This is a genomic window from uncultured Tateyamaria sp. (genome assembly GCF_947488715.1).
In the GTDB taxonomy this organism is placed as follows: domain Bacteria; phylum Pseudomonadota; class Alphaproteobacteria; order Rhodobacterales; family Rhodobacteraceae; genus Tateyamaria.
Window position 1 is genome coordinate 104,016 of sequence record NZ_CANLAG010000001.1, and the last position, 25,593, is coordinate 129,608.

A 25,593-nucleotide genomic window follows, 5' to 3' on the forward strand; every position below is an offset into this window, starting at 1 on the left:
CATGGCCCAATTCGACTATTTCGTTGTGTTCGCAGAGATGCGGACAGGCTCCAATTTTCTGGAAACCAATCTGAATGCGTTTGATGGCATCGCTTGTCATGGCGAGGCGTTCAATCCGCATTTTATCGGCTATCCCAATCGAGACGATGCGCTGGGCGTCACGCAGGCCGCGCGCGATGCAGACCCCAAGCAACTCTTGCGCGAAGTTCGAAAAGCGCCGGGGTTGAACGGGTTTCGTTACTTTCACGACCATGACCCGCGTATTCTCGATCGCATTCTGGATGACCCCAAATGCGCCAAGATCGTACTGACCCGGAACCCCGTGGACAGCTATGTGTCGTGGAAAATTGCGCAGGCCACTGGCCAGTGGAAGCTGACGGATGCCAAAGCGCGCAAGGACGGCAAAGCCGAGTTCGTCGCCGATGAATTTGCCGAACACTTGTCCGCCTTGCAGAATTTTCAGGTCACGCTGCTCAACCGTCTGCAAACCAGTGGGCAGACCGCGTTTTACGTTGCTTACGAAGATTTGCAGAGCCTCGATGTCATGAACGGTTTGGCCGCCTGGTTGGGCAGTGACGCCCGGCTTGAGGCATTGGACAAAAGCCTGAAGGTGCAGAACCCAAGCGCGCTGTCCGACAAGGTCAGCAATTTTGGTCAAATGACTGAGGCCCTGTCCGGTCTGGACAGTTTCAATCTGACCCGCACACCCAATTTCGAACCACGGCGCGGGGCGGCTGTGCCGACCTATCACGCAAGCGAGACGGCACCGCTTTTGTATCTGCCTGTGCGGGGTGGGCCGTCTGACCCTGTGTTGCAGTGGTTGCGTGATCTAGACAAAAGCGCGGATGCTGCGCCTGCGTCCAAGCTGTCTCAGAACGATTTGCGCGAATGGATGCGCGACCACACGGGCCACCGCAGTTTCTCCGTGTTGCGGCACCCGTTGGTGCGGGCGCACGCCGTGTTTTGCCACCGAATTCTGAACATCGGTCAGGGTGGATATGGCGGGATCAGGACGACGCTGACCAAACGGTACAAGATGCCGCTCCCTACTGATCCGGCCGCCAGCGATTATGACAAGGTGGCGCACCGCACGGCGTTTGCAGCGTTCCTTGGATTCCTCAAAACCAACCTTGCGGGTCAGACAGGCGTGCGGGTGGACCCGGATTGGGCCAGCCAATCAAAGATCATCGAAGGATTCGCAGAATTTGTGCTGCCGGACAGGTTGATGCGCCAAGACACCGTGGCGCATGAGCTTGCGGAACTTGCGGTGGCTGTGGGTATTGACGCGCCGCCTGCTTTGAAGGGCCCGAGTGCGGACGCACCTTATGCGCTGGCTGATATCTATGATGCAGAAATCGAGGCCTTGGCGCGCGCGGCCTATGGGCGGGATTATCTGATGTTTGGTTTCAGCGACTGGACGCCGACCTGATCACGCCGCTTGTGCGGGTTTCGCCTCGTTCAGAATGGCGAACAGGGTGGAGGCATCAGGATTGGCGCGCAGTTTCGTACACACGGATGGATCGCGCAGGGTACGAGACACCAGTGCCAGCGCCTTGAGATGTTCAACGCCTGCTTCTTCGGGTGCGAACAGGGCAAAGGCGATGTCGACCGGTTGACGATCCACGGCATCGAAATCAATCGGGCGGTCCAGCAGGACAAAAGCACCCATGACATGTTCGATACCATCCAAACGCGCGTGCGGCAGGGCGACGCCGTGTCCAACACCTGTCGGGCCAAGCGCCTCACGTGCCAGCAATGCCTCGACAACCAGACCGGCATGCACGTCATAGGCGCCCTGCACGACATCACCGATCTCGTGCAAAAGGCGTTTTTTTGACGAAGCGGAGGTCACGACCTTGACCGCCTCGGGTTTCAGGAGAGTTCCAAAATCCATTTTGCTCGCACTGTCAGCGCGTCGATGCGCGCCGATCCCTTACGGGTCAATCCAGCCAATATTACCATCATCCCGACGGTATACGACGTTTAGCCCGTCTTTTCCCTCATTTCGGAACACCAGTACAGGGGCGCCCGCCAATTCCATTTGCATCACTGCCTCGCCAACGGAGAGAGACGGAATCTTGGTTTCCATCTCGGCCACGATCATTGGCTTCAAGCTTTCTGGTTCCGAGTCGTCCGAACCGTCTTCAGAGGCGAGGATATACGAGGCCGCGCCCGAGAGTTCAACTGGCTGCGCGCGCTCCTTGTGGTGGTCTTTGAGACGCCGCTTGTAACGGCGCAACTGCTTTTCCATTTTCTCGGAACATCCGTCAAAAGCAGCATATATTTCAGTGGCATGCGCCTTGGCCTGGGCCGTCAAGCCGGTGGACAGGTGCACGGTCGCCTCGCAGACGAATTCGTGTGCGGACTTGGAAAACACCACATTCGCGTTGGTGGGACGTTCGGCGTATTTCTGCACAACGCCGCTAAGTTCATCCCGAACGTGAGTTTGCAGGGCGTCGCCGATGTCGATCTGTTTGCCACTGATTTGGTATTGCATGCTTTCTCCTTCATTTAGGTCCGCGCCGACAGCAAGACGGGCCATAGGTGTGGCCGGAAACAGGTTGTCAGATAAACGGAACGGGCTGGCCTGTAGCCTGACCGGACATGCGCCCAGAGAGTGGGCGAATAAGTCTGAGGATCAGGGACAGCGTCAAAGCCATACACCCATTGCACGCCAAAAGTGCGGTAGCTGTCAATGAAAAGCGGCGAAAATGGTTACGCAGTCCGTTAGCCGATGCGAAAATTCTCGCCGAGATACACGCGGCGGACATTCTCGTTTTGCACGACATCTTCGGGCGTTCCAGACATCAGAACCTGCCCGTCATGCAGGATATAGGCGCGGTCGACGATATCGAGTGTTTCGCGGACATTGTGGTCGGTGATCAGCACACCCAGCCCACGGTTTTTGAGGTCAGCGACGAGGCTGCGGATGTCTCCGACCGAGATGGGATCGACGCCGGCAAACGGTTCGTCCAGCAGAAGATAGCGCGGATTGGCGGCCAGTGCGCGGGCGATTTCCACGCGCCGACGCTCACCACCCGACAGGGCCAGAGCCGGGGCGCGGCGCATATGTTCGATCGAAAACTCGCTCAGCAGTTCTTCGAGGCGTTCACGGCGTTTGTGCCGGTCCTTTTCGGTGATATCGAGAATGGCGAGGATGTTGTCTTGGACACTGAGCCCCCGAAAGATGCTCATTTCCTGCGGCAGATAACCGATGCCCATCTGGGCCCGGCGATACATCGGTAGCGCGGTCACATCTGTGCCATCCAACACGACCTTGCCGCCCTCTGGTGTGACCAGCCCGGCCACGCTGTAAAACGTCGTGGTCTTGCCCGACCCGTTTGGACCAAGCAGCGCGACAACCTCGCCCCGGTTCAGTTCCATGGAAAAGTCGCGGATCACCAGTTTCTTGCGGTAGGATTTGCGCAAATGCGAAATCTTGAGACCGGACGAGCCCCCCGCCACTTTCAGGTCGGGCTTGGACATCAGTTGTTTCCGGTTTGAAGGATCGTCTTGACCCGGCCTTGCATGCGCGCGGTGCCGTCATCCAGATTGACGGTCATGCGGTCAGCGCTCAGCGCGCTTTGGCCCTGTGTCATCAAAACATCGCCGGTCATGACGATCACACCGTCATCAATGTCATAGTCGGCGCGTTGCGATTCGGCAGCGTCCGGCCCGGACACGAGGGTCACGCCGCCCGTTGCTTCGAGCCGTTGAATACCTTGCGAATCCTGCCTGTAGATCACCAGAACCCGCGCCGCCGAAAGGCGCATCGCACCCTGACCGATGATGACGTTACCCGTGAAAATCGCAGCGCCAGTTGCCTGATCCACGCTCAGTTCATCCGCGCTGACCTCAACCGGGGCAGAGGTATCTTGCTGGATCGCGCCAAAGGCCACCTTGGTTCCTTGGGCAATGGCTGGGGTCGTCAAGCCCAACAGGGCGACGCATGCGATGGCACGAAAAAAGGTCACGGGGTCTTGTCACTCTTCCAAATTCTTGGGGTCGTATATCAGTTTCACCCCGTTTGTGAAAATCAAATGGGCGTTTTCATTGTCCCCGACCCGTTGCAGTTGCATCTGGCCGGCGTTCAGCACGCCAAGTGGACCCGATCCCATGACAGGTCCGGGCGATTCGACAGCCAAGGTGTCAAAGTCGGTATGCAGCGCGTCAGAGGTCAGTTTGTACCCGGTTGACGTGGTGATCACCACGTTGCCGCGCAACGACGATGTGCCCTGCATCATGTCGAATGCGCCCTTGTCTGAAAACAGGACAATGCGTGTGCCAGAGGACAGATCAATCTGTGCCGACAGGTCGCTTGCCTCGTTGTTGGTGCCAGCGCGGGTGGCCATGGTTCCGGCGGAGACCGTGACCCGGTCGCCAGCGTCGGTCGTACCGGAAAAGAAAGGCGCGGTGATTTGTTGCCCTTTCAGGCGCTCCGCGATTTCCGTCTCGGCAAAGGGGACGGCGGCCATGGGGTCGATGTTGCGCGACAGCAGGAACAGCGTGGACAGCAGGCCAAGCGCCGTCAAAGGCAGCAGCACCTTAAGCCAGGCGACCAGTCGCGAATAGCGGTCCATGCCTTGTTCCCCGGCTATAGTGGCCTAGCCCAGCCCCACCCGAAGGCAGTCGTGGATATGCAGGATACCTTGCGGAACGGCTGGCCCGTCTGCGGGCACTGCAAAGACACAGGTGATCTTGCGTTGGTTCATAAGGGCGACCGCCTCTTCGGCCAACGCCCCGGTGTGAATGGTAGTGGGAGAGGTGGTCATCACATCGGCTGCTGTCAACCCAAGCAGCCCGTCCATGTGCCGCCGCAAGTCACCATCGGTGATGATCCCCACCAGAATGCCCTGATCCCCGGTCACACCGACCACGCCCAGGCTCTTGCGGCTGATTTCCAACAAGGCATCTGACATTGGCGTGCTGAGGGTGACGAGCGGGATGGCCGACCCCTTGTGCATCAGATCGCCGACACGGGACAGTTGCGCACCCAATTTGCCGCCGGGGTGGAAGTCGCGAAAGTGTTCGGCGGTGAATGACCTGTGTTCCATCAACGCGACCGCCAGTGCGTCGCCAAGCGCAAGCGTCATGGTGGTCGATGTGGTCGGGACGACACCAGTGCCGCAGGCTTCGCCCAGGTCGGGCAGTTGCAGAACCACGTCACACTGACTGCCAAGGCTGCTGTTCGGGGCCTTGGTAATCCCGATCAACGGTATCTCAAACCGGCGTGAAAAGGCGATGAGGTTGGCCAGTTCCGGCGCTTCGCCACCGTTCGAGATGGCCAGCACAACGTCGTTGCGGGTGATCATACCCAGATCGCCATGGCTCGCCTCGGCAGGGTGGACGAACTGGGCGGGTGTGCCAGTGCTGGCCAGTGTCGCGGCAACCTTGCGTGCGATGTGCCCTGACTTGCCGATCCCGGTCACGATGACCCGGCCCGATGTGTTCAACAGCAGGTCAATCGCCGCGCGAAAACTGGCGTCGATGCTATCGGCCAGAACCACAAGCGCGTCAGCTTCGGTGCGGATGACCCGCCTTGCCGTGTCGATAAAGGGGGTCTTGTCCGTCATGAGTGTGCAAAAATGTCCGTCTCAGGCCAGCCCGCCAAATCCAAATGCGCGCGCATCGGCAAAAAGTCAAAGCAGGCCTGCGCGATCTCCATCCGGCCCTCACGCTCTAGCCGCAAGTTCAGGGCGTCGCGCAATTTATGCAGGTACAGGACATCCGAGGCCGCGTATTCCAGTTGCGCGTCGGTCAGTGTGTCAGCGCCCCAGTCGCTCGACTGCTGCTGCTTTGAGATGTCGATGCCCAGCATTTCCTGCAACAAGTTCTTGAGGCCGTGGCGGTCCGTATAGGTGCGGATCAAACGGCTGGCGATTTTGGTGCAATAGACCGGCGCAGTCACGGCGCCAAAGGCGTTCTGCATGGCTGCAATGTCAAAGCGCCCAAAGTGAAACAGTTTGAGCACATTCGGATCGGTCAACAGCTTGCACAGGTTGGGTGCTTGGGTCTGCCCCAGCTTGATCTGCACGATATGCGCATTTCCGTCACCGCCGGACAATTGCACCACACACAGCCGGTCGCGGTGCGGGTTCAATCCCATGGTTTCACAGTCAATGGCGACAACCGGGCCCAGGTCCAGGTCATCAGGAAGGTCGGAGATGTGCAGCGTATTGGTCATAGACCCGCTATAACGCCTGTCCCGCCCTTGGGAAAGAAGGGTTTAGGCGGCTTTTATCGCGTCCAGATCCGGCCGGGCAAACCGGGTCAGCAACCCCGTGACCAGAGCGCGGCAGTCGTGACCACGCCAATCGGGTGAATGTGATGCGCGGGGCAGATCCGGGTGCCGGAGCGTCAGACGCCGCCACGCATGGACAATCATCACACGCAAAACGGCAACCTCAAGCGGTGTCAGTTGGACATCCCGCAGCTCCGCATCGACGTCCATTAACACGGCGTGCAGGGCCTTGTAGGCATCGCGCAGCGCCGTTGGTTCCAGTTGCGCGCCCAGCCAGGGCGGTAAATCCATCGGTGCAAGCTGCATTGCGCTGTCTGGCAGTGGCGTTGCATCTGCTGCGAGGTATACGCGCGGCGTTATCTGAGCATAGAGCGCGGGATCAAGTGCCGTGCCTGCGTCCGGCATGATCAGCGCATAGGCGCCACGCCCCATTTGATCCGGGGTGCCATAGATGCGCGGGCGTGCCGCCTCGCTGTCACGGCGTCCCTGTTCCGTCAGGCTGTGCAGGCTGGTGCGCCCGCGTTTTTGTGATGCGATCCAGCCGTCACTGCGCAATCTGTGCAATGCAACGCGCGTCGCCTCAGGTTTGATCCCTATGGCACTCATGATGGCAGACAAGGTTGGACCGTCCAGGGGGTCATTTGGCGCAAGGTCGCCAAACACGGTCACCAAAACCGACCAAACCCTCAACGGTCCCAGGTCGGCCAGTGCCCGAATGGCTTGGGTATGGGCGTCAGTGGGCATTCATCGTCAGCAGCTCGTATTCCGCTGCCACCTCTTCGTTCTGGTTCAAAAGCGTCACGTGCCAGCGTACCTCGCCATAGTCGTCATTGCGCGGTGTCTTTGCCTTGACGGTCAGACGCACCTTGATGCTGTCGCCCGCCTCGACCGGTTTCATGAACCGCAGATTGTCGAGGCCGGTGTTTGCCAAAACGGGTCCGGGGTCAGGTTGCACAAACAACCCAGCCGCAAAGCTGAGCAACAGGTAGCCATGCGCCACACGGCCCGGAAAGAACGGATTGGCTCGCGCCGCGTCGTCGTCCATGTGGGCATAGAACGTATCGCCAGTGAAATGGGCGAAGGTTTCGATATCTTCCAACGTGATCTGCCGCGCGGCAGAGTGCAGCGTGTCCCCGATACGCAGATCCCCAAAGGGACGTGTGAACGGGTGTGCAGCCTCGGTCGCCTCGACAGCACCCGGCACCCATTGGCCCGTGATGCCGCTCAAAATGTCAGGGCTACCTTGGATGGCCGTGCGCTGCATATAGTGTAGCACGGCGCGGACGCCGCCCAACTCTTCGCCGCCGCCCGCACGTCCCGGACCGCCATGAACCATATGCGGCAGGGGTGCGCCGTGTCCGGTTGCCTCTTTCATACTGTCGCGGTTGTTAAAGTAGAGCCGCCCGTGAAAACACGCGGAGGCCAGCGTGATCTGACGCGCTGTTTCTGCACTATGGGTGACGATGGATGCCACCAGCGATCCTTTGCCCCGGTTCAACAGTGCGGCGGCGTGTTCGAGGTCGCGGTACGGCAAGATCGTCGATACCGGACCGAACGCTTCGACATCATGGATCGCCTGTGCGGCATCCGGATCGGCACAGTGAAACAATATCGGCGGTAGAAACGCACCCTTGCTACCGGACATCGCAAACGCATCGGGATCACCACACAGTCGCTCCGCCTCGGCTCCGATCTGCGTGACCTTGTCCAGAACGTCGTTTTTCTGCGCGTTAGAGACCAATGCACCCATCTGAGTACCCTCGGCACGGGGATCACCAACTGAGACATCGGACAAACGGGCGCGCACGGCGTCAATCACGGCCTCGGTCTGTGTGGCGGGCACCATCACCCGGCGTATTGCCGTACATTTTTGCCCAGCCTTAGTAGTCATTTCCTGGATGACTTCCTTGACGAACAGATCGAATTCCGGCGTGCCCGGCACGGCATCAGGACCAAGCACCGAGGCATTCAGGCTGTCCTGTTCGGGGGTAAACCGGACACCGTTCGACAACAGGTTTTCGTTTTTGCGCAGTGTTAGAGCCGTATTTGCGGAACCGGTGAATGTCACAACATCCTGACAGTCGAGGTGATCCAGCAGTTCACCCGTGCCACCCGCAATCAGTTGCAGCGCACCTTTGGGCAATAGCCCACTGGCCTGGATCAGGCGCACACAGGCTTCGGTCACATAAGAGGTGGCAGTGGCTGGTTTGACGATGGTGGGCATACCGGCCAACAGGCATGGCGCGATCTTTTCCAGCATCCCCCAGACAGGGAAATTGAATGCGTTGATGTGGACAGCAACGCCTTGCAGTGGCGTACAGACGTGGCGCCCCTGAAACTGACCGGATCGGCCAAGCTGTTCCGTTGCGCCATCGAGATAGACATGCCCGTCCGGCATTTCCCGCCGCCCCTTGGACGCGAAAACCAGCATTGTCCCAATGCCGCCGTCCACGTCGATCAGGTGATCCGCCTGCGTGGCACCGGTGTCAAAGCTGAGGTCATAAAGGGTCTGACGATGATCGCGCAGGTACATCGCCACCGCCTTGAGCATGCGGGCGCGGTCATGGAACGACATCGCGCGCAGGGCCGGTCCACCCACCTCACGTGCATGCGTGCGCATCAGATGGACATCCAGCGTATCGTTGCCCGCCTCAGCAATGACATCGCCGGTAATCGCGCTGGATATGGCGCGTGCGCCCGAACCGGGGGCCACCCATTGACCCGCAACTAGACTGTGAACCTGGCGCATCGCGGCCCCCCTAATGTTGGTCGTAATCAACCGTCAAAGTATCTGAGACGGGGTAACACTGGCAGGTCAGGACATACCCCGCCTCAACCTCGTAGTCTTCGAGCGCGTGGTTGGTGAGCAATTCGTATTCGCCCTCGGTGACCTTGGCCTTGCACGTGCTACAGACACCCGCCTTGCAGGCATAGGGCGCATCAAGGCTGTTCGACAACGCGGCCTCGAGGACGGGCATGTCCTTGGGCATTTCTATGCTGTGCGTGGTCCCGTCCAAGGTGATTTGCACCTGTGTTCCCTTGGCGTCTCGTGCGCGGTCGCGGATCGTATGTTGGGCCAGTTGGCCTTGTTGCCCGGCACCGAACAGTTCGAATTTGATACGCTCTTTTTCCACGCCGTGCCCTTCGAGCGCGGTGGCGATCGCCTTCATCATGGGCTCGGGGCCACAGATGAAGGCGGTGTCTAAAGACGCGACCGATATCCACGACTTGAACAGCAGCGCGCATTTTTCGCCATCCACTCGGCCCGAAAACAGGTCGATGTCCTGACCTGTTTCCAGCACATGTATCAGCGTAAAGCGCCCCATATAGCGGTTCTTGAGGTCTTCGAGTTCTTCGCGGAACATGATCGTGTGAACGGCGCGATTTGCGTAGATAAGCGTGAACCGGCTGTCGAGTTCGCGGGCCAGCGTGGTCTTGAGGATCGACAGGATCGGGGTGATGCCGGACCCACCAGCAAACCCAAGGTAGGACCGCGGCGCATCTGCCGCCACATCGGCCCTGAAATTGCCCATGGGTGGCATCGCGTGCAACGTATCCCCGACGACAAGCTCTGTGTTCGCAAATGTGGAAAACGCGCCACCCTCGACCCGTTTGATCCCCACTTGCAAACACCCGTCGTCAAGGCCGGCGCAGATCGAATAGTTCCGCCGCAGCTCGGTGTCATCGAACATGCGTTTGAACGTGAGGTACTGACCGGGGACAAACGCAAATGCCCGCGGATCATCGGGGCGCAATGTCAGGACCACCGCATCACGGATGGTGCGGTGGATGTGGGTCACGGTGAGGGGGTGAAACTGGCTCATATGCACTTGAAGTAGTCAAAGGGTTCCAGGCAATTGGTGCAGCGCCACTGCGCCTTGCATGGGGTTGATCCGAACTGGCTGATCTTTTCGACCTGATGGGACTGGCACAGTGGGCAACGCTTTGGTCCTCCGGCGGCTTGGGGTGGTGCGATGCCATAGCGTTCCAGCTTGGCCTTGCCCGTGTCTGTCATCCAATCTGTCGTCCAAGGTGGTGCTATTTGCCTCTTTAGAGACAGGTTTTCGATTCCACGTGCGCGCAAGGCCGCCTCGATTTCAAAGTTTATGATGCTGGTCGCCGGACAGCCGGAATAGGTCGGCGTTACCGTGACCTCTAGAACGTCCCCTTGCCATTTTACGTCCCGGATCACGCCCAGATCGACCAGAGAGATGGCGGGAATTTCCGGGTCAGGGACATCTGCGAGCCAGGTCCACACGTCTTGGACGGATGCTGTGGTCATTACCATGTCGCATCAGGATAGTTGCGCGGCAACACCTGCATCGTTGCCAGCATATGGCCCAGGTGTTCCGTATGACGTGCACCCGTCTTGCCGCCCAGATGGGCGAAATCCGTGTTTGGCCGTGTCAGCGTCGCTTCAGCAAAAACAGTGTCTGTATAGGCGTAAAAGGCAGGGCGTAGGCCGCTCATATCGATCAAATCATCGGTATCGGTGCTGAACATCTCGCCCACATAGGGCCACAGCCGATCCAGGGCCGCTTGCATCCGCGTGTGACTTTCTTCGGTGCCATCGCCCAGCGCAATGACCGTGTCCGATGACCTTTCGCGGTGGTAGGTGGCCTCCTTGACCGACTTCTGCGCAATCGCAGCGATCTCGGCGTCGTCATGTTCGGTCAACGCCGTCAGTGCATCGAGATGCCAGGTGTCAAACAGAAACTGCCGCATCATCGTAACGCCGAAATCGCGGTTGGGTTGTTCGACAAGCAAGAGGTTGCGAAAATCCCACGCGTCCCTGTGATAAGCCAGCGTATCCGCCGTGCGCCCAGCGCCTTCTCGTTCTGCGGCAAGGCCCAGCCACAGCTGGGTCTGACCGATCAGATCCAGCGCCATGTTGGCGAGTGCGATGTCTTCCTCCAGCGCGGGGGCATGCCCACACCATTCCGACAACCGCTGGCCCAGCACCAACGTGTTGTCGCCCATGCGGATCAGGCCAGCGACGCTCACATCGCACCTACATCGTCGGGAATGTCGAAAAAGGTCGGATGGCGATAGACCTTGTCGTCCGCCGGATCATAGAGGGACCCCTTGTCATCGGGCGAGGACGCGGTGATGTCCGCTGCTGGCACGACCCAGATGCTGACCCCTTCCTTGCGGCGGGTATAGACGTCGCGGGCATTTTGGATCGCGTGTTCCGCGTCGCTTGCGTGCAGCGACCCGACATGCCGGTGGGACAGCCCGTGCTGACCGCGAATGAAGACTTCCCATAGGGGCCATTCCTGTTTCATTCCGCTGCGACCTTTGCGGCCTGTTTCTTGGCCGCATGTGCCAGCCGCGCCTCGCGCACCCACGCGCCGTCGTCCCAGGCCTTCTGCCGTGCTTCGATGCGTTCAACCGAACAGGGGCCGTTGCCTTTGAGCACGTCAAAGAACTCTGACCAGTCCGGCTGGGCAAAGTCGTAGCCGCCCTTTTCCTCGTTCCATACCAGCGTCTCATCGGGGATGGTCAGCCCCAGATACTCAGCCTGCGGCACCGTCTGATCGACGAATTTCTGGCGCAGCTCGTCATTGCCGTTCATCTTGATTTTCCAGCGCATCGATTGTTCGGAATGCACGCTTTCTGCGTCCGATGGGCCGAACATCATCAGCGACGGATACCAGAACCGGTTCAGCGCATCCTGCGCCATGCGCTTTTGCGCCTCCGTCCCGTTCGCCATCTTCATCATGATGTCGAACCCTTGCCGCTGGTGGAACGACTCCTCTTTGCAGATCCGCACCATCGACCGGGCGTAGGGGCCATAGGATGTCCGCTGCAACGGCACCTGGTTCATGATCGCGGCCCCATCAACCAACCAGCCGACGGCACCCATATCCGCCCATGTCAGGGTCGGATAGGCAAAGATCGACGAATACTTCATTCGCCCGTCCAGCAGCATTTCGGTCAGTTCATCACGGCTCACCCCCAGCGTCTCGGCGGCGCAATAGAGGTAGAGGCCATGCCCCGCCTCGTCCTGCACTTTGGCCAGCAGGATCGCCTTGCGCTCCAGCGTGGGCGCGCGTGTGATCCAGTTTCCCTCGGGCAGTTGGCCGACGATCTCGGAATGCGCGTGCTGCCCAATCTGGCGGATCAGGGTCTTGCGGTAGCCTGCGGGCATCCAATCCTTCGGCTCGATCTTGTCGCCCGCATCAATACGCGCCTGAAAGGCGGCCAGCTTTTCGGGATCGTCCTGCGTCGCTTCGGATTTGATCATCTGTGCGTACATCGTCTCAAGCCCTTTCCAAGATCGTCGCGCCTCAGGCGCGCTCTAAAATCATTGCAACCCCTTGCCCCACGCCCACACACATCGTGCACAGCGCATAGCGGCCACCGGTTCGTTTCAGTTGATAGGCGGCTGTCATCACCAGACGCGCGCCTGACATGCCCAAGGGATGCCCGATTGCGATGGCGCCGCCTTGCGCATTCACACGCGGGTCGTCATCCGCCACACCAAGGCTGCGCAGAGTTGCGAGGCCTTGGGCGGCAAAAGCTTCGTTCAATTCGATCACGTCCATCTGGTCGATGGTCAAACCGGCGCGTTTCAAAACCTTTTCACAGGCCGGAACAGGCCCGATGCCCATCACGCGCGGCGCCACGCCCGCGGCACACATGGCGACGATACGGGCCATGGGCGTCAGGTCATTTGATTGCACGGTAGTGTCAGAGGCGAGCAAGATGGCCGCCGCTCCGTCGTTCACGCCCGATGCGTTGCCCGCTGTCACAGTCAGGTCAGGCCCGTTGATCCCGCGCAGTTTGGCGAGTTTTACCACTTCCGTGCCGGGGCGCGGATGCTCGTCCGTATCGACGACGATTGGATCACCCTTGCGCAGTGGGATGGTGACGGGGGCGATTTCCTCGCCGAACAGGCCAGCCTCATGCGCTGCGGCCCAACGCGCCTGTGACCGTACAGCAAAAGCGTCCTGATCGGCACGGCCGACATCCCAGTCCGTTGCGACGTTGTCAGCCGTTTCAGGCATGGAATCGATGCCGTATTGCGCCTTCATCTGCGGGTTCACAAATCGCCAGCCGATTGTGGTGTCATAGACCTGGTTTGCGCGTGAAAATGCGGTTTCTGCCTTGGGCATGACGAAGGGCGCGCGGCTCATGCTTTCGATACCGCCTGCGATGGCCATATCCAGATCACCGGCCTTGATACCACGGGCGGCGATGCCCACGGCGTCCATGCCGGATGCACACAGCCGGTTGACCGTGATGCCAGGCACATCCACCGGCAGCCCGGCCAGCAGCGCCGCCATGCGGGCCACGTTGCGATTGTCTTCGCCCGCTTGGTTGGCGCAGCCCATGACCACATCATCGACAGTTGACCAGTCCATGTGTGGATTCCGCGCCATCAATGCGGCGATTGGTGCAGCAGCCAGATCGTCCGCCCGTACCGATGACAATGCGCCGCCATAGCGACCAATCGGTGTGCGCTGTGCGTCACAGATGTATGCGTCCATCGAACTCTCCTTGGGGATCAAGATAAGAGGTGCTGCGCAATCGCGCAATTAAAATGTTACGAAATTTTAACAGAGGTTGGTGATTTAGTAACGCTTTGGGCCTCGATGTTGCCTTGGGAACTGCATTGATACATATCCCGCAGGGCAAGGGGACCGACGATGACACAGACCGCCGCCGTGACTGATCCACCAACCAAGTTTGCATACGGGGATTTGGTGTCTCTGATCATCTTTGGATACAATCAAGCAGAGATCATTCGCCCCATTATCATGGCTGCGTTGGCCCAGGACTACGTGAATCTTGAGATTGTGTTGTCTGACAACGGCTCTGCGGATGAGACCTTTGCCGTGATGACAGAAATCGCAGATGCGTACAAAGGCCCTCACACTATCCGCCTGAACCGGAACGAGCCGCCGGGCCGCGGGTTCATTGGTCATGTCAATCAGGCCTTTGACCTCTGCCGGGGTGCTTTGATTGTCTACAATCCGGGGGATGACGTGTCCGAGCCACATCGCGTGGCGCGTTTGTCCCAGGCGGCCGCGCATACACAGGCGTTGCTCATCCATTCGGATGTGACGGAATGCGGTCCGGATGGACTGTCACTGGACAAGGTCTGGTCCGTGCAACCCAATCTTGAAGGCAAGACCTCGCAAGACGCGGCGCTGATGTTTGCGCTTTGCATCGGGGCGACTTGTGCATGGCGTCACGAGTTGATGGATCGGTTTGGGCCGATCGAAGAAACGGGCACCTACGATGATCTTGTTTTCTATTTTCGGGCACTTCTGGCGGGCCGTGTGGCACATGTACCAGAACCGCTGATGCGCTATCGCACAGGCATCGGTCTGTCGCACAGTGCCGAGCTGGGTGCCGGCGCGACACGTGCAGACCGGCTTGCGAAACTGGCTAGAATCCTGACCCTGAACCTGTCGACGATGCGCCAACGCAGGCGTGACGCAGATGCGGTGGGAGTAACGGACATCGTGTCGCTACTCGACCCAGAGATTGAGAGCACCGCTTATCAGTTGCGCCTGATCCAGGAGCCTGGGTTCGATAGGGCGCAACGGTTTTCCTCTTGGCGCGGATTTCGTGTGGCGCGGCGTATGCGCCGTCGCCTCAACAAGACGCTGACCCACGTGACATGACCTGCCAGTGACAATTCAGCCGCCCTGCCGTATCAGAGCTTGAAGACACGGAATGGGGCAGGCAGACGCCAACCCGATCAATCACAGCCTGACCAAAGGAGCCGAGGGTGAACAGAGACGAAATCCTTGCTGCCAGCCGCGCCTATTTTGACGCAACGCACGCCCCCAAGGCCTTTGTACCGGGCGAAACCTATATCCCGCCCTCGGGCAAGGTGCTGGATGCTGATGACTGTGCCCACCTGATCGATGCGTCGCTCGACATGTGGCTGACCACCGGCCGCTATGGCGAGGAATTCGAGAGCAAGCTCGCGCGCATGTTTGGCAAGAAGCTGGCCAAGCTGACCGTTTCTGGTTCGGCGGCGAACCTGCTGGCCTTTTCCACGCTGACCTCGTGGAAGCTGGGCAAGGACCGCCTGAAACCCGGTGACGAGGTGATCACGGTTGCCGCTGGGTTCCCGACCACCGTTGCGCCGATCATCCAGAACCGCTGTATCCCGGTCTTTGTCGACATCGACATGACCACTCACAATGTGGACGTCGATGCGCTGGAGGCCGCGATTGGCCCCAAGACACGGGCGATCATGATCGCACACTCGCTGGGCAACCCGTTTGACGCCCCGCGCATTGCCGCGCTGGCCGAAAAACACAACCTGTTCCTGATCGAAGACTGCTGTGATGCCTTTGGTGCCAAGGTCGGCGGCAAGGGCGTCGGCACCTTTGGCCAGCTAGCCACGCTCAGCTTTTATCCCGCGCACCACATCACCATGGGCGAGGGCGGCGCAATCCTGATGGACCAGATGAAGCTGGGCCGCATCTGCGAAAGCTTCCGCGATTGGGGCCGCGACTGCTACTGCAAGCCGGGCAAGGACAACACCTGCGAAAAACGCTTTGACTGGCAGCTGGGCGACCTGCCGCAAGGCTATGACCACAAGTACATCTACAGCCACCTGGGCTATAACCTCAAAGTGTCGGACATGCAGGCCGCGCTGGGCGTCAGCCAGCTGGACAAGCTGGGCCGCTTTATCGAGGCACGCAACGCCAACTTTGACGGGCTGACCAGCCGCCTCCGCGCCCGCGGCGTCGAAGAGTTTGCACACCTGCCCGAGGCGACGCCCGGCTCCGAACCCTCCTGGTTCGGCTTCCTGCTGACGCTCAAGGACGGCACCGAGCTGAAACGGTCGGAAATCACCCGCGCGCTCGAAGACCGCAAGGTCGGCACGCGACTGCTCTTTGGCGGCAACCTGCTCAAGCAACCCGCCTTCATGGGTCAGGAGATGCGCGTCGCAGGATCGCTCGATGTGACGGACAAGGTGATGCACGATAGCTTTTGGGTCGGCGTCTGGCCGGGCATCAACGACGAAATGCTCGACTATATGGCCGATACGATCATCAACGTGCTCAAGGAGCAATCCACATGAAGGCGATGATCCTCGCGGGCGGGTTCGGGACGCGGCTGGCCGAGGAATCGGACACCCGCCCCAAGCCAATGGTCGAGATCGGTGGCCGTCCGATCCTGTGGCACATCATGAAGCTCTACGAGCAGCACGACATCACCGATTTCATCATCTGCCTCGGGTACAAGGCCGACTATATCAAGAAATTCTTCCTCGATTACGCCGCCACCCTGTCGGACTTTACCGTGCAGGTGGGCACAGGTGCGGTCGAGGTGCACAAGCAGCGGTCGGAAAACTGGAACGTCACCCTGATCGACACGGGCCTGCATTCCATGACCGGTGGCCGCATCAAACGCGCGCTGTCCTATGTTGAGCCAGGTGAGACGTTCTGCATGACCTATGGCGATGGCCTGAGTGACGTGGATATCGGAGCATCCATTGCCTACCACAAGTCACATGGCAAACTGTGCACCACCACCGCTGTGACCCCACCCGGTCGATTTGGCGTACTCGAAATCAATGCGCAGGACGAGATCACGGATTTCCGGGAGAAGATCGCATCGGACCAGTACCGCATCAACGGCGGGTTCTTTGTGCTCGAACCGGGCGTGGGTGAATATATCGAAGGTGATGATACGATCTGGGAACAGGGACCGATGCGCCAGCTGGCTGCGGACAGACAAATGCGCGCGTTTAACCACGACGGCTTTTGGCAACCAATGGACACACTGCGTGACAAGCGCACCCTCGAGGCACTTTGGGACAGTGGCACCCCGCCCTGGCGGCAACCGTGACCACAGGGCATGTGACACCCGCGTTCTGGAAGGGAAAACGTGTTTTCCTGACGGGACACACGGGGTTCAAAGGCGCTTGGCTGGCACATTGGCTGATCAGCATGGGGGCTGAGGTGACGGGTTACGCGCTCGCGCCCAATACCGACCCGGCCCTTTTCGATGCTCTGGAGCTGTCAGACCGGCTTGACCACCATGTTGGCGACATCCGCGATGCGGACACATTTCGCACCACCTTGTTGCAATCGCGTCCAAACGTGGTCCTTCACCTCGCAGCGCAACCAATTGTATCCGAGGGCTATGCCGATCCCACCGGTACTTTTGAGACCAATGTCATGGGTGTCGTTCACTTACTCGAGGCGTGCAGGGCGTTGGAAAACCCCGCGCAGGTCTTGGTGATCTCGTCCGACAAGTGTTACCGCAACGACAATTCTGGGCGGGCATTTGCCATTGATGATCCACTGGGCGGCCATGATCCCTATTCGGCATCCAAGGCAGGTACTGAAATTGTCGTGGGCGCCTACGCGGCTTCATTTTTCGCCAAAGGTGGCCCTGTGCAACTGGCCAGTGCGCGTGCGGGCAATGTCGTCGGTGGCGGCGACTGGTCCTTGAACCGGTTGGTGCCGGACGGCGCGCGCTGTTTTTCTACGGGTGTGCCGCTCGTGTTGCGCAACTCTCTGGCGACACGCCCGTGGCAACACGTCTTGGAACCATTGCACGGGTATCTGTCACTCGTCGAAGCGATGGCGCGTGATCACAGCTTTGCCTGTCCTTGGAACTTCGGGCCTGTGATTAACACGCACGAAAGCGTCGGGCGCGTGGCAGAGTTGATGGCTGGCGCTTGGGGTGCAGATGCGCGGATCGAGATCACAACAAACGCGCAAGACTGGGAAGAGGCCAAAACTCTCGACATCGACAGCAGTGTAACACTGGACAAGCTGCGCTGGGCGCCTGTGCTGGATCTGGCGACAACAATCGACTGGACCGTTGCTTGGTATCGCGCCTTCTATGGTGCACCAGACTCGGCGGCCGTACGTGCTGTCACTCAAACGCAGATTGATGACTATGTCGCACTTCAGTCCCGTCGTTCCTGACACCCTTGCCAATCACACAATTTGTGTCACGGGGCACGGCGGTTATGTAGGGCGCCATGTGGTTTCGACCCTCATTTCGGCAGGGCATACGCCATTTCTGATTGGGCGTATCGACACAGTACAGGCACCTGTAGCGGGGGCTGCAATGGCAGCGCCATGGTCGGATGCCCACGCATTGTCGCGGCAGTTGATGACATTGGACGCTCCGGTTGTGCTGAACATAGCCGGGCACTTTGTCAGCCGTCATTCGGCGACCGACATTCCCGCATTGGTTTCGGGCAACCTGGAATATCCACTCACGATATTCGAGGCTGCAGCGGACGCAGGGGATACACCCATCGTCAACGTCGGCACCAGTTGGGAGTTTTCGGACAAAGGTGCGCCGACTCCAGCCAATCTTTATGCCCAACTCAAGGCAGCGAATGCGCAAACGCTGGAATACTATGCGAGGACCCGCGCTTTGAAAGGTGTGAACCTCAAGCTGAACGACACATTTGGCGGCAAAGACACCCGTGGCAAGGTCATGGGCGCTATGCGGGACGCATGGTTGGCGGGGCGTTCGATGCAGCTACGGTCATGGGCGCAGCCGATCAACCTGCTGCACATCACTGATGTGGTTGAGGGGTTATTTGCGGCAGCCCAGCGCGCGACGCAGTTGCCATTGCAAACGGTCGACACTGCCTTTCTGATGCATGATGAAACCGTTACTCTGGGTGCTATCTCAGAACTGCTGGCAGACATAGTGCCAGAGTTCGCCATTGATTTTGATGACCGCCGTCAAGAGGATTCTTCGCTGCGCGATGTTTGGGCAGATGCGCCCAGGCTGACGCAGTGGGAGCCACGCGTGACGCTTGAGGCTGGACTGCGCTCCTATTTCACTCGTGGAGATCCAAGATGAACCTTCAGGCGCGCCCTCTGGGCATCTCGGGATGTTTCGTCGCTCGGTTGCCTGTTTTACAGGATGCGCGCGGCGGTTTTCAGAAGCTGTTTCATGCGCCTGCCTTTGGGGACCTGGTGCCAGAACTGTCCCTGCAAGAGGCTTACCTGACGACCTCACAGAAAAACGTTTTGCGCGGGATGCATTTTCAATTGCCGCCACACGACCACGCCAAGGTTGTTGTCTGCCTGACAGGTGCAGTGACGGACGTGATCCTGGATTTGCGGTCGGGTGACGGTTTTGGTGCCGTTGAGAGTGTTGCGCTTGCACCGGATGGCGACAATTGCGTGATCTTGCCCAAAGGTGTCGCGCACGGTTTTTGCGCGCATGCAGACAACAGTGGCCTTTTGTACCTTGTTGAGACGGTGCACGCACCGGAACATGACGCTGGAATCGCATGGGATGGTTTCGGGTTTGATTGGCCGGTGCGGGATCCAATTTTGTCGGATCGAGACCTTGGTCACCCGTCGCTTGCTGAATTCGTCGCCCCTGCGTCCTGGTGCAACCCCTAAACCAACGTCCCCAAAACACGAAATTACGGCCTTGGTGATTCGGTCTGAATCGCCTCTGTTTGGCTTGTGGCCCACCACCGAGCTCAGGTTTTTTGACCCTTGCCCGGTCCCAAACAGGGTATTTAATTCGAGATCGGAAAAAAATTGGCGGGTCTGGGGCCGATAACGCAAACTGTTGTTGACATGAGGGGTCTTAACGGGGCGTTCTAAAGGTCATCACCGCGTCCGAGGAGGGGCACGGAGATCAATGACCCTGTTTCAAGGGGCATGCACTGTTGTCGATGAACGGCAAATTTTGGCGCGACAGCGCAACATCTTTGGGAGGAGACCCTAATGAAGAAGACAATGTTTGCGGCGCTTGCCGCTGCAACAGCAATCGCGGGCGCAGCGTATGCTGATGGCCACAGCGAACGCTACGTGATGATCACGCACACCCAAGGTACAGACCCGTTCTGGCCCGTGGTTGAAAAAGGTGGCCGCGACGCCGCTGCGGCCATTGGCGCCACGCTCGAGTACAACTTTGACGCCTCCGGCGACATGGCAGGCATGGCCGCTCTGATCGAAGCTGCTGCGGCCTCCGAGCCCGATGGCATCATCGTGTCGCTGCCCGATGCTGCGGCGCTTGGCCCGGCCATCAAATCCGCCGTTGCGGACGGTATCCCGGTTGTGACCATGAACTCTGGCCTCGAATCCTCGGCCGAGCTGGGTGCTCTGATGCACGTGGGTCAGCCCGAGCGTGACGCGGGTTTTGCCGCTGGTACACGTGCCAAGGCTGAAGGCGTGACCAAAGGTCTCTGCCTCAACCAAGAAGCGTTCAACACCGCGCTTGTCGACCGTTGCACCGGTTACTTCGACGCCATGGGCGCCGACCTGAACCAGATCGACGTGTCGAACGACCCGGCCCAGATCGAAACACGTACTGCGGCCGCTCTGGAAGCGGACGAGAGCATCGACGGCGTTCTGGCTGTTGGTCCCCACGTCTGTGAAGCTGCAACCAAGGCGATCGAAGCCGTTGGTGCCGACGTGCACCTGGCGTGCTTTGACCTGTCGCCCGGTGTGATGGACATGATCGAAGACGGTCGTGCAGCCTTCACCATCGACCAGCAGCAGCGTCTGCAGGGCTACATGCCCGTGATCGTTCTGCACCTCTACAACAACCACGCAGGTCTGCTGCCCGGCAACAACATCGCCTCGGGCCCCGGCTTCGTGGACAAGTCGAACGCCGCAGCCGTCAAAGAGCTGGCAGGCATCGACCGGTAATCGGTCTTTCGATCAAACAATACGTCACAGGCGGGCGACCCGCTCGCCTGTGCGCTTAGCCAGCACATCAAAAAATTATTGGGGGGAACCATGGCCGATCTCAGCGAAGCTGACAGACTGGCGCAGGAAACGTGGCTGCAACGGACAATCCGGAGGCCCGAAATCGGCTCGTTCATCGTGATGGTCGTCATTGTCGTGGTGCTGACATGGGCATCGAGCGGCAAGGCGTTCAACGCGCTTGGTCTCAAGAACAACGTACAGATCATCGCACAGTATGGGATCATCGCCATCGGCGCGGCCCTGTTGATGATCGCGGGTGAATTCGATCTGTCCATCGGGTCCATGATCGGGTTTGCAGGCATGTCCATGGCGATCATGCTGAAATGGGGCCTGCCTTTTGGTCTGGGCGAGGCAACTCCGCTCACCGCACTTCTGATCACAATGGCTATGACGCTGACCCTTGGGTGGATCATCGGCAATATCGTTGTCAAGTCGGGGCTATCCTCCTTTATCGTGACGCTGGCCTTTCTCTTCTTTATGCGCGGTGTGACCGAAGTGTCGTTCCGCCTGATCAACCAATCCACACAGGTCTCCGGCCTGCCCGACTACAAAGAAGAAAGCTGGGTCGCCTGGGTCTTTGGTGGCGAAGTATTCGGCTGGTTCTATGACGCGTGGTTCTGGATCGGCATGCGTTTTGTCGATATGGGGTTCGAGCGCACGGACCAGTGGTTCACTCTGGGCGGCAATATCAACCGCCGCGGCACCCAATGGGTCGAAGGGTTCGATGCACGGTTCCTGTGGTTCATCCTGATCGCACTGGCCGCCTATTTCATCCTCAGCCGCACGCAGTTGGGCAACTGGATCTACGCCACAGGCGACAACAAGGAAGCGGCGCGCGCAAACGGTGTGCCCACGAACAAGGTCAAGATCGGCCTGTTCATGTTCACCGCCTTCTGCGCCACCATCTTTGCCGCCTGTCAGGTGTTTGAAAACAACACGTCTGATGCGGCCAAAGGCAACCTGATGGAGCTTTTTGCCATCGCCATCGCGGTTGTGGGCGGCACGCTCATGACGGGAGGGTTCGGCAGCGTGCTGGGCGTCGTGTTCGGGGCAATCACCGTGGGCCTTGTGGCCAACGCGGTGTTCTTCATCCCCGCCATTGATGGCGCGTGGTTCCGGGTGTTCCTGGGCGCGATCCTTCTGGCTGCCGTGTTCGCCAACGAACGCATCCGCAAACGCATCACAGGGGGAATTTAAGATGGCTGAGCCATATCTCCGCGTTGAAAAGCTGGTCAAACGGTTTGGGCCTTTCACCGCTCTGGGCGGGGTCGACCTCGAAGTCTATCCCGGTGAGGTGCACGCGCTTTTGGGCGACAACGGTGCGGGCAAGTCCACTCTCATCAAGACGCTGGCCGGCGTACACGAACCCACCGAAGGGCAGATCTATATCGAGGGCAAGCCGGTGCAATTCCGGTCCCCCCGCGATGCGTCTGCTGCCGGCATCGGGACGGTGTATCAGGACCTCGCCCTGAACCAGCTGATGTCCGTCACGCGCAACTTCTTCATGGGACGCGAGCTGAAGAAGAGCTTTGGTCAGCTCGACCTCGACAAGATGAACCAGATTGCCCACGACGAAATGCTGAAGATCGGGATCGATTTCTCTGATCCGACGCAGGCCGTGGGTACCATGTCGGGCGGGCAACGTCAGACGCTGGCCATCGCGCGCGCCATCCACTTTGGCGCCAAGGTTTTGATCCTCGACGAACCCACATCGGCCTTGGGTCAGAAACAGCAGATGGGCGTTCTCAAGACGATCAAGCGGGTGCGCAAGCGGGGTGACATCGCCATCATCTTCATCACCCACAACGAAATCCACTCGCGCCTTGTGGGTGACCGCTTCAGCTTCCTTGCCTTGGGCAAGGTGATTGGCGCGGGCACTTCGGACGAGATTTCGGACAAGGAAATGCGCCGATTGATGTCGGGTGGTGCCGAAATGGGCGATCTCGAACAGGAACTCGCAGCGATCTGACGTTCCAACCTGTCTGGCGGCGGGGGTCGCCAGACAGTCACTTGTCTTGCACTATGGCCGCTTGAAGTCCGCGCGTGCTTTTTCGGCGGCATCACGGCGCACACAGCCGTGACTGTGGTCATTGATCAACCCCATTGCCTGCATGAACGCAAACACGGTTGTCGGGCCCACGAACTTCCATCCTCTACGCTTCAGCTCTTTGGACAGAGCGACCGAACTGGCGCTGGTGGACTGCGTTTGAGGTTCCGCCACTTCGTCGTCTGCGGGTTCGTACTGCCACAAAAAACGTGCCAGCGACCCTTCGGATTCCACCATCTCAAGAGCGCGCTGGGCATTGTTGATCACCGCCTCGATCTTGCCCCTGTGCCGGACGATGCTGGCGTCCGCCAACAGTCGTGCGACATCCGCGTCGTCATAGCGTGCAACCTTGGCGGCATCGAACCCGTCAAAAGCGCGGCGAAACCCTTCGCGCTTGTTCAGGATGGTTCGCCAACTCAGCCCAGACTGAAAACTCTCCAGACACAGCTTTTCAAACAGGCGCGTGTCATCGACAACGGGAAAGCCCCATTCGGTATCGTGGTAGTCGAGGAATTCGGGCGCCGATCCGCTCCATTTACAACGTTCATGGCCATCCGGCCCGACAAAGAGGGTCATGCTGTCTCCACACGTATTCAGTCACCGCATGCCGTCCGAACGTGGCCTGCGTCCGCCAACAATTGTGCGGTCAATGCGCGTGTAACGCAATTCGATCTGAAGGTGGGCGTCATCTATATCCGCTGAGAAGGCATGAGATTTGGCGCATGGTCTTTCGAAACTCTAAGGTAATTGAATTAATGAAGGGCGCGCGTCACCACAGGTTTGACGCGGCGCAAATGTGCCAGTCCCACCGTTGCAACCACACAAACCGGTTGTTGTAGCGTGCAAGGCGCGCCCTCCATCATCGACGGATCGCTTTACCCCTAGCGCTCCATCTTACCAGTCCCCCGACACGGTTGTCGCAAGGGCTTGGTTTTCTGCCGCCACACGCTGTTGAACGGCTGCGCAGGCCTGAAGATTGCCCGCCAGGCAAGCCGCATCCAGTTGCTCGCGCGCAGCGATTTCGGCGGGCGATTCACAGGCGCACAGGCCCAGTACGGCCAAAAAGAGATATCGTTTCATTTCAGTGTCTTTCTTGTTCTGTTCGAACCCCACCGCCACAGGGGCCAAGGCGACATGTCGACCTTGGGCCCCCGCAAGCGGTGGGATCGTCTTGGGGTTTCAGATTTTGGAAGTGAGCCGTGAGTGGCGAGGTAGCTGCGGATATCTCCCGATCGGTCTAATGGGGGGAGGTATCGCGCAACTCCTGCTGTCCGTCGTCCATCCCAGCAGGGAAAGACAGTGTTTTGCGGTAGTGTGTCGGGGTCTGACCCGTGACACGCTTGAACGCGTTGTAGAACGACGACCGCGCGTTGAAGCCGACCTCGTAGGTGATGGCGAGAACAGTGTCGTCGGTGGTCGACAGCAACACTTTGGCCTCTTCGATGCGATAGCCGTTCACAAAGTCGAAAAAGCTCTCTCCGATGGCTTCGCTCAGGGTTTGCGAAATGTAGTTCGGCGATGCGCCCACGTGCCGCGCCAATGCCCATAGCGACAGATTCGGATCGCGGTGCAGGTGATCCTGCTCCATCGCGGCGCGCAATTTGCGCGCGATGCGTGATGACGCTTCGGCGCTCAATGCGGACTTTTCATATTTTTCGCCCATTGGCGGGCCCGTGGGCGCGGGCGGTTCACCATCATCGGGGGCCGGTGCCAGGGGCGGACGCTGGCGCAACCCCCAGAGCGTCATCGCGGCCAGAACGCCAAGGCTGGCCAGGCCGGTAACCCCAATGATTATCGGCGATACCTCTGTCGCGTCTGGATCCAGCGCAAACAGCAGCATCAGCGACAGGGCGATCCAATACAGCCAGGCAAGCCCGCCGATCACGTAAATCCACCTGAGTTCATGCTGTTCCGTGCTGGCGTAATAGTCTCGCAGTGTCAGGCGGTATCGCATCATGCGACGCACAATCAGGAACAGGTAAATGGCCATCTGGGGATAGACGGCCAGCTGTATCACCAGCACCGCAATGGCGATGACGATCAACAGGACCTGCGCCGCTTCACCGTTGGGAAACTCAGCGTCTGACACCAACGGCGCGCTGACATCTGCGGGCACAAGGATCACCGCAAGCGCGGTTAAGGCGGAAAATGCGGACAGCAGAAAATGCCGCCGCAAACGTGGCGGTGGCTGTTGTTCTGCGGATGTCAGCATGCAGACATAGATCCAGAACAGCGGCGCGAGGCACAGAGCGCTGGTGTGCCACAGAAAAAGGCTGAGAAGTTCCCCGCTTTGTCCGGGCATCGCGACAAACAGCCGATCAAAGGCATCGGGGATGTTGGCCAGAGTGACCGCACCCAAGAACAGAGCGAAACTGCGGTTCAAATGGCGGTAGGTGTTCTGCATCAACGCATAGGCCGCGCCAAAAAGCGCGATACCAATGGTGGCTGTGCTGATCATTTCGGCGAACATATTGTCCATCCCGAAACCTGTATCAAAACCAGCCAAGAGGCCAGAGGGCGCACAGGTCATTCGCCGTGAAACCTGTCTTTCCCTATGCGCATGGACAAAGCGATCTCTGTGGCGCCAAGAGATGGCGGATCAACGGGCTCTGTTTGTGCGG

Annotated in this window: 28 protein-coding genes; 10 read left to right on the forward strand and 18 right to left on the reverse strand. The window is 59.3% G+C overall.

The window, feature by feature from the left end; translation table 11 throughout:
• The first annotated feature begins 1 nt into the window (after position 1).
• The gene (locus tag Q0936_RS00505; RefSeq protein WP_299294245.1) at positions 2 to 1,429 is read left to right on the forward strand and encodes a nodulation protein NodH; all 1,428 of its coding nucleotides are present in this window, start codon (positions 2 to 4) and stop codon (positions 1,427 to 1,429) included.
• Here Q0936_RS00505 and Q0936_RS00510 read toward each other — a convergent pair whose 3' ends face one another.
• The 15 genes from Q0936_RS00510 to pcaF form a co-directional block, all read right to left on the reverse strand.
• A complete protein-coding gene (locus Q0936_RS00510; RefSeq protein WP_299139663.1) occupies positions 1,430 to 1,894 on the reverse strand; it encodes a PTS sugar transporter subunit IIA in 465 nt (154 codons plus the stop codon). It lies immediately after the preceding gene.
• A gap of 39 nt (positions 1,895 to 1,933) precedes the next feature.
• Entirely contained in the window at positions 1,934 to 2,497 is a 564-nt protein-coding gene (gene raiA, locus Q0936_RS00515) for a ribosome-associated translation inhibitor RaiA (protein ID WP_299139660.1), read from the reverse strand.
• A gap of 230 nt (positions 2,498 to 2,727) precedes the next feature.
• On the reverse strand, positions 2,728 to 3,486 hold the full coding sequence (gene lptB, locus Q0936_RS00520) for an LPS export ABC transporter ATP-binding protein (RefSeq protein WP_299139659.1): 759 nt from the start codon (positions 3,484 to 3,486) through the stop codon (positions 2,728 to 2,730).
• Positions 3,486 to 3,974 (reverse strand): LptA/OstA family protein, encoded by a 489-nt coding sequence (locus Q0936_RS00525; RefSeq protein ID WP_299294247.1) that lies wholly within the window; start codon positions 3,972 to 3,974, stop codon positions 3,486 to 3,488. The genes lptB and Q0936_RS00525 overlap by 1 nt, the downstream gene beginning before the upstream one ends.
• A gap of 9 nt (positions 3,975 to 3,983) precedes the next feature.
• Positions 3,984 to 4,580, reverse strand: a complete 597-nt coding sequence (locus Q0936_RS00530; protein ID WP_299294249.1) for a hypothetical protein — start codon at positions 4,578 to 4,580, stop codon at positions 3,984 to 3,986.
• Between the two features lie 24 nt (positions 4,581 to 4,604).
• The gene (locus Q0936_RS00535; RefSeq protein WP_299294251.1) at positions 4,605 to 5,573 is read right to left on the reverse strand and encodes a KpsF/GutQ family sugar-phosphate isomerase; all 969 of its coding nucleotides are present in this window, start codon (positions 5,571 to 5,573) and stop codon (positions 4,605 to 4,607) included.
• Positions 5,570 to 6,184 carry a ribonuclease D gene (locus Q0936_RS00540; protein WP_299294253.1) on the reverse strand — a complete coding sequence of 205 codons (615 nt, stop codon included), beginning with the start codon at positions 6,182 to 6,184 and terminating at the stop codon, positions 5,570 to 5,572. The genes Q0936_RS00535 and Q0936_RS00540 overlap by 4 nt, the downstream gene beginning before the upstream one ends.
• A 42-nt stretch (positions 6,185 to 6,226) precedes the next feature.
• Positions 6,227 to 6,985, reverse strand: coding sequence for a PaaX family transcriptional regulator C-terminal domain-containing protein (locus tag Q0936_RS00545; RefSeq protein WP_299294255.1), 759 nt, complete (start codon positions 6,983 to 6,985; stop codon positions 6,227 to 6,229).
• On the reverse strand, positions 6,975 to 8,990 hold the full coding sequence (paaZ, locus tag Q0936_RS00550; protein ID WP_299294257.1) for a phenylacetic acid degradation bifunctional protein PaaZ: 2,016 nt from the start codon (positions 8,988 to 8,990) through the stop codon (positions 6,975 to 6,977). The genes Q0936_RS00545 and paaZ overlap by 11 nt, the downstream gene beginning before the upstream one ends.
• 10 nt (positions 8,991 to 9,000) lie before the next feature.
• A complete protein-coding gene (locus tag Q0936_RS00555; RefSeq protein ID WP_299294259.1) occupies positions 9,001 to 10,065 on the reverse strand; it encodes a 2Fe-2S iron-sulfur cluster-binding protein in 1,065 nt (354 codons plus the stop codon).
• The gene (gene paaD / locus Q0936_RS00560) at positions 10,062 to 10,523 is read right to left on the reverse strand and encodes a 1,2-phenylacetyl-CoA epoxidase subunit PaaD (protein WP_299294261.1); all 462 of its coding nucleotides are present in this window, start codon (positions 10,521 to 10,523) and stop codon (positions 10,062 to 10,064) included. The genes Q0936_RS00555 and paaD overlap by 4 nt, the downstream gene beginning before the upstream one ends.
• Entirely contained in the window at positions 10,523 to 11,221 is a 699-nt protein-coding gene (gene paaC / locus Q0936_RS00565; protein WP_299294297.1) for a 1,2-phenylacetyl-CoA epoxidase subunit PaaC, read from the reverse strand. Before paaC ends, paaD begins: the two co-directional genes overlap by 1 nt.
• A 20-nt stretch (positions 11,222 to 11,241) precedes the next feature.
• Complete coding sequence (paaB, locus tag Q0936_RS00570) at positions 11,242 to 11,526, reverse strand: 1,2-phenylacetyl-CoA epoxidase subunit PaaB (RefSeq protein ID WP_299139639.1); 285 nt, start codon at positions 11,524 to 11,526, stop codon at positions 11,242 to 11,244.
• On the reverse strand, positions 11,523 to 12,500 hold the full coding sequence (gene paaA, locus Q0936_RS00575; RefSeq protein WP_299294263.1) for a 1,2-phenylacetyl-CoA epoxidase subunit PaaA: 978 nt from the start codon (positions 12,498 to 12,500) through the stop codon (positions 11,523 to 11,525). The genes paaB and paaA overlap by 4 nt, the downstream gene beginning before the upstream one ends.
• A gap of 31 nt (positions 12,501 to 12,531) precedes the next feature.
• Complete coding sequence (gene pcaF / locus Q0936_RS00580) at positions 12,532 to 13,734, reverse strand: 3-oxoadipyl-CoA thiolase (RefSeq protein WP_299294265.1); 1,203 nt, start codon at positions 13,732 to 13,734, stop codon at positions 12,532 to 12,534.
• A 159-nt stretch (positions 13,735 to 13,893) separates the two neighbouring features.
• Here pcaF and Q0936_RS00585 point away from each other — a divergent pair, with 159 nt between their 5' ends.
• The 9 genes from Q0936_RS00585 (at position 13,894) to Q0936_RS00625 (ending at position 22,894) form a co-directional block, all read left to right on the forward strand.
• Positions 13,894 to 14,877, forward strand: a complete 984-nt coding sequence (locus Q0936_RS00585) for a glycosyltransferase (RefSeq protein WP_299294267.1) — start codon at positions 13,894 to 13,896, stop codon at positions 14,875 to 14,877.
• 107 nt (positions 14,878 to 14,984) lie between these two features.
• Positions 14,985 to 16,295 carry a lipopolysaccharide biosynthesis protein RfbH gene (rfbH, locus tag Q0936_RS00590; protein ID WP_299294269.1) on the forward strand — a complete coding sequence of 437 codons (1,311 nt, stop codon included), beginning with the start codon at positions 14,985 to 14,987 and terminating at the stop codon, positions 16,293 to 16,295.
• Positions 16,292 to 17,065, forward strand: coding sequence for a glucose-1-phosphate cytidylyltransferase (gene rfbF / locus Q0936_RS00595; protein WP_299294271.1), 774 nt, complete (start codon positions 16,292 to 16,294; stop codon positions 17,063 to 17,065). The genes rfbH and rfbF overlap by 4 nt, the downstream gene beginning before the upstream one ends.
• A complete protein-coding gene (rfbG, locus tag Q0936_RS00600) occupies positions 17,062 to 18,156 on the forward strand; it encodes a CDP-glucose 4,6-dehydratase (protein WP_299294273.1) in 1,095 nt (364 codons plus the stop codon). The genes rfbF and rfbG overlap by 4 nt, the downstream gene beginning before the upstream one ends.
• Complete coding sequence (locus Q0936_RS00605) at positions 18,098 to 19,054, forward strand: NAD(P)-dependent oxidoreductase (protein WP_299377783.1); 957 nt, start codon at positions 18,098 to 18,100, stop codon at positions 19,052 to 19,054. Before rfbG ends, Q0936_RS00605 begins: the two co-directional genes overlap by 59 nt.
• Positions 19,051 to 19,605: a dTDP-4-dehydrorhamnose 3,5-epimerase family protein gene (locus Q0936_RS00610; protein ID WP_299294275.1), complete on the forward strand. Its 555-nt coding sequence runs from the start codon at positions 19,051 to 19,053 to the stop codon at positions 19,603 to 19,605. The genes Q0936_RS00605 and Q0936_RS00610 overlap by 4 nt, the downstream gene beginning before the upstream one ends.
• A 333-nt stretch (positions 19,606 to 19,938) precedes the next feature.
• Entirely contained in the window at positions 19,939 to 20,865 is a 927-nt protein-coding gene (locus Q0936_RS00615) for a sugar ABC transporter substrate-binding protein (RefSeq protein WP_299139619.1), read from the forward strand.
• Between the two features lie 90 nt (positions 20,866 to 20,955).
• Positions 20,956 to 22,122: an ABC transporter permease gene (locus Q0936_RS00620; protein ID WP_299294277.1), complete on the forward strand. Its 1,167-nt coding sequence runs from the start codon at positions 20,956 to 20,958 to the stop codon at positions 22,120 to 22,122.
• A 1-nt stretch (position 22,123) separates the two neighbouring features.
• The gene (locus tag Q0936_RS00625; RefSeq protein ID WP_299139613.1) at positions 22,124 to 22,894 is read left to right on the forward strand and encodes an ATP-binding cassette domain-containing protein; all 771 of its coding nucleotides are present in this window, start codon (positions 22,124 to 22,126) and stop codon (positions 22,892 to 22,894) included.
• Between the two features lie 51 nt (positions 22,895 to 22,945).
• On the opposite strand, the gene Q0936_RS00630 is transcribed toward Q0936_RS00625, so the two are convergent.
• From Q0936_RS00630 to Q0936_RS00640, 3 genes are all read right to left on the reverse strand, one after another.
• Positions 22,946 to 23,548 (reverse strand): DNA-3-methyladenine glycosylase I, encoded by a 603-nt coding sequence (locus Q0936_RS00630; RefSeq protein WP_299294279.1) that lies wholly within the window; start codon positions 23,546 to 23,548, stop codon positions 22,946 to 22,948.
• 318 nt (positions 23,549 to 23,866) lie between these two features.
• Positions 23,867 to 24,052, reverse strand: coding sequence for a hypothetical protein (locus Q0936_RS00635; RefSeq protein WP_299139608.1), 186 nt, complete (start codon positions 24,050 to 24,052; stop codon positions 23,867 to 23,869).
• Between the two features lie 157 nt (positions 24,053 to 24,209).
• Positions 24,210 to 25,451 (reverse strand): AraC family transcriptional regulator, encoded by a 1,242-nt coding sequence (locus tag Q0936_RS00640; RefSeq protein WP_299294281.1) that lies wholly within the window; start codon positions 25,449 to 25,451, stop codon positions 24,210 to 24,212.
• Between the last annotated feature and the right edge of the window lie 142 nt (positions 25,452 to 25,593).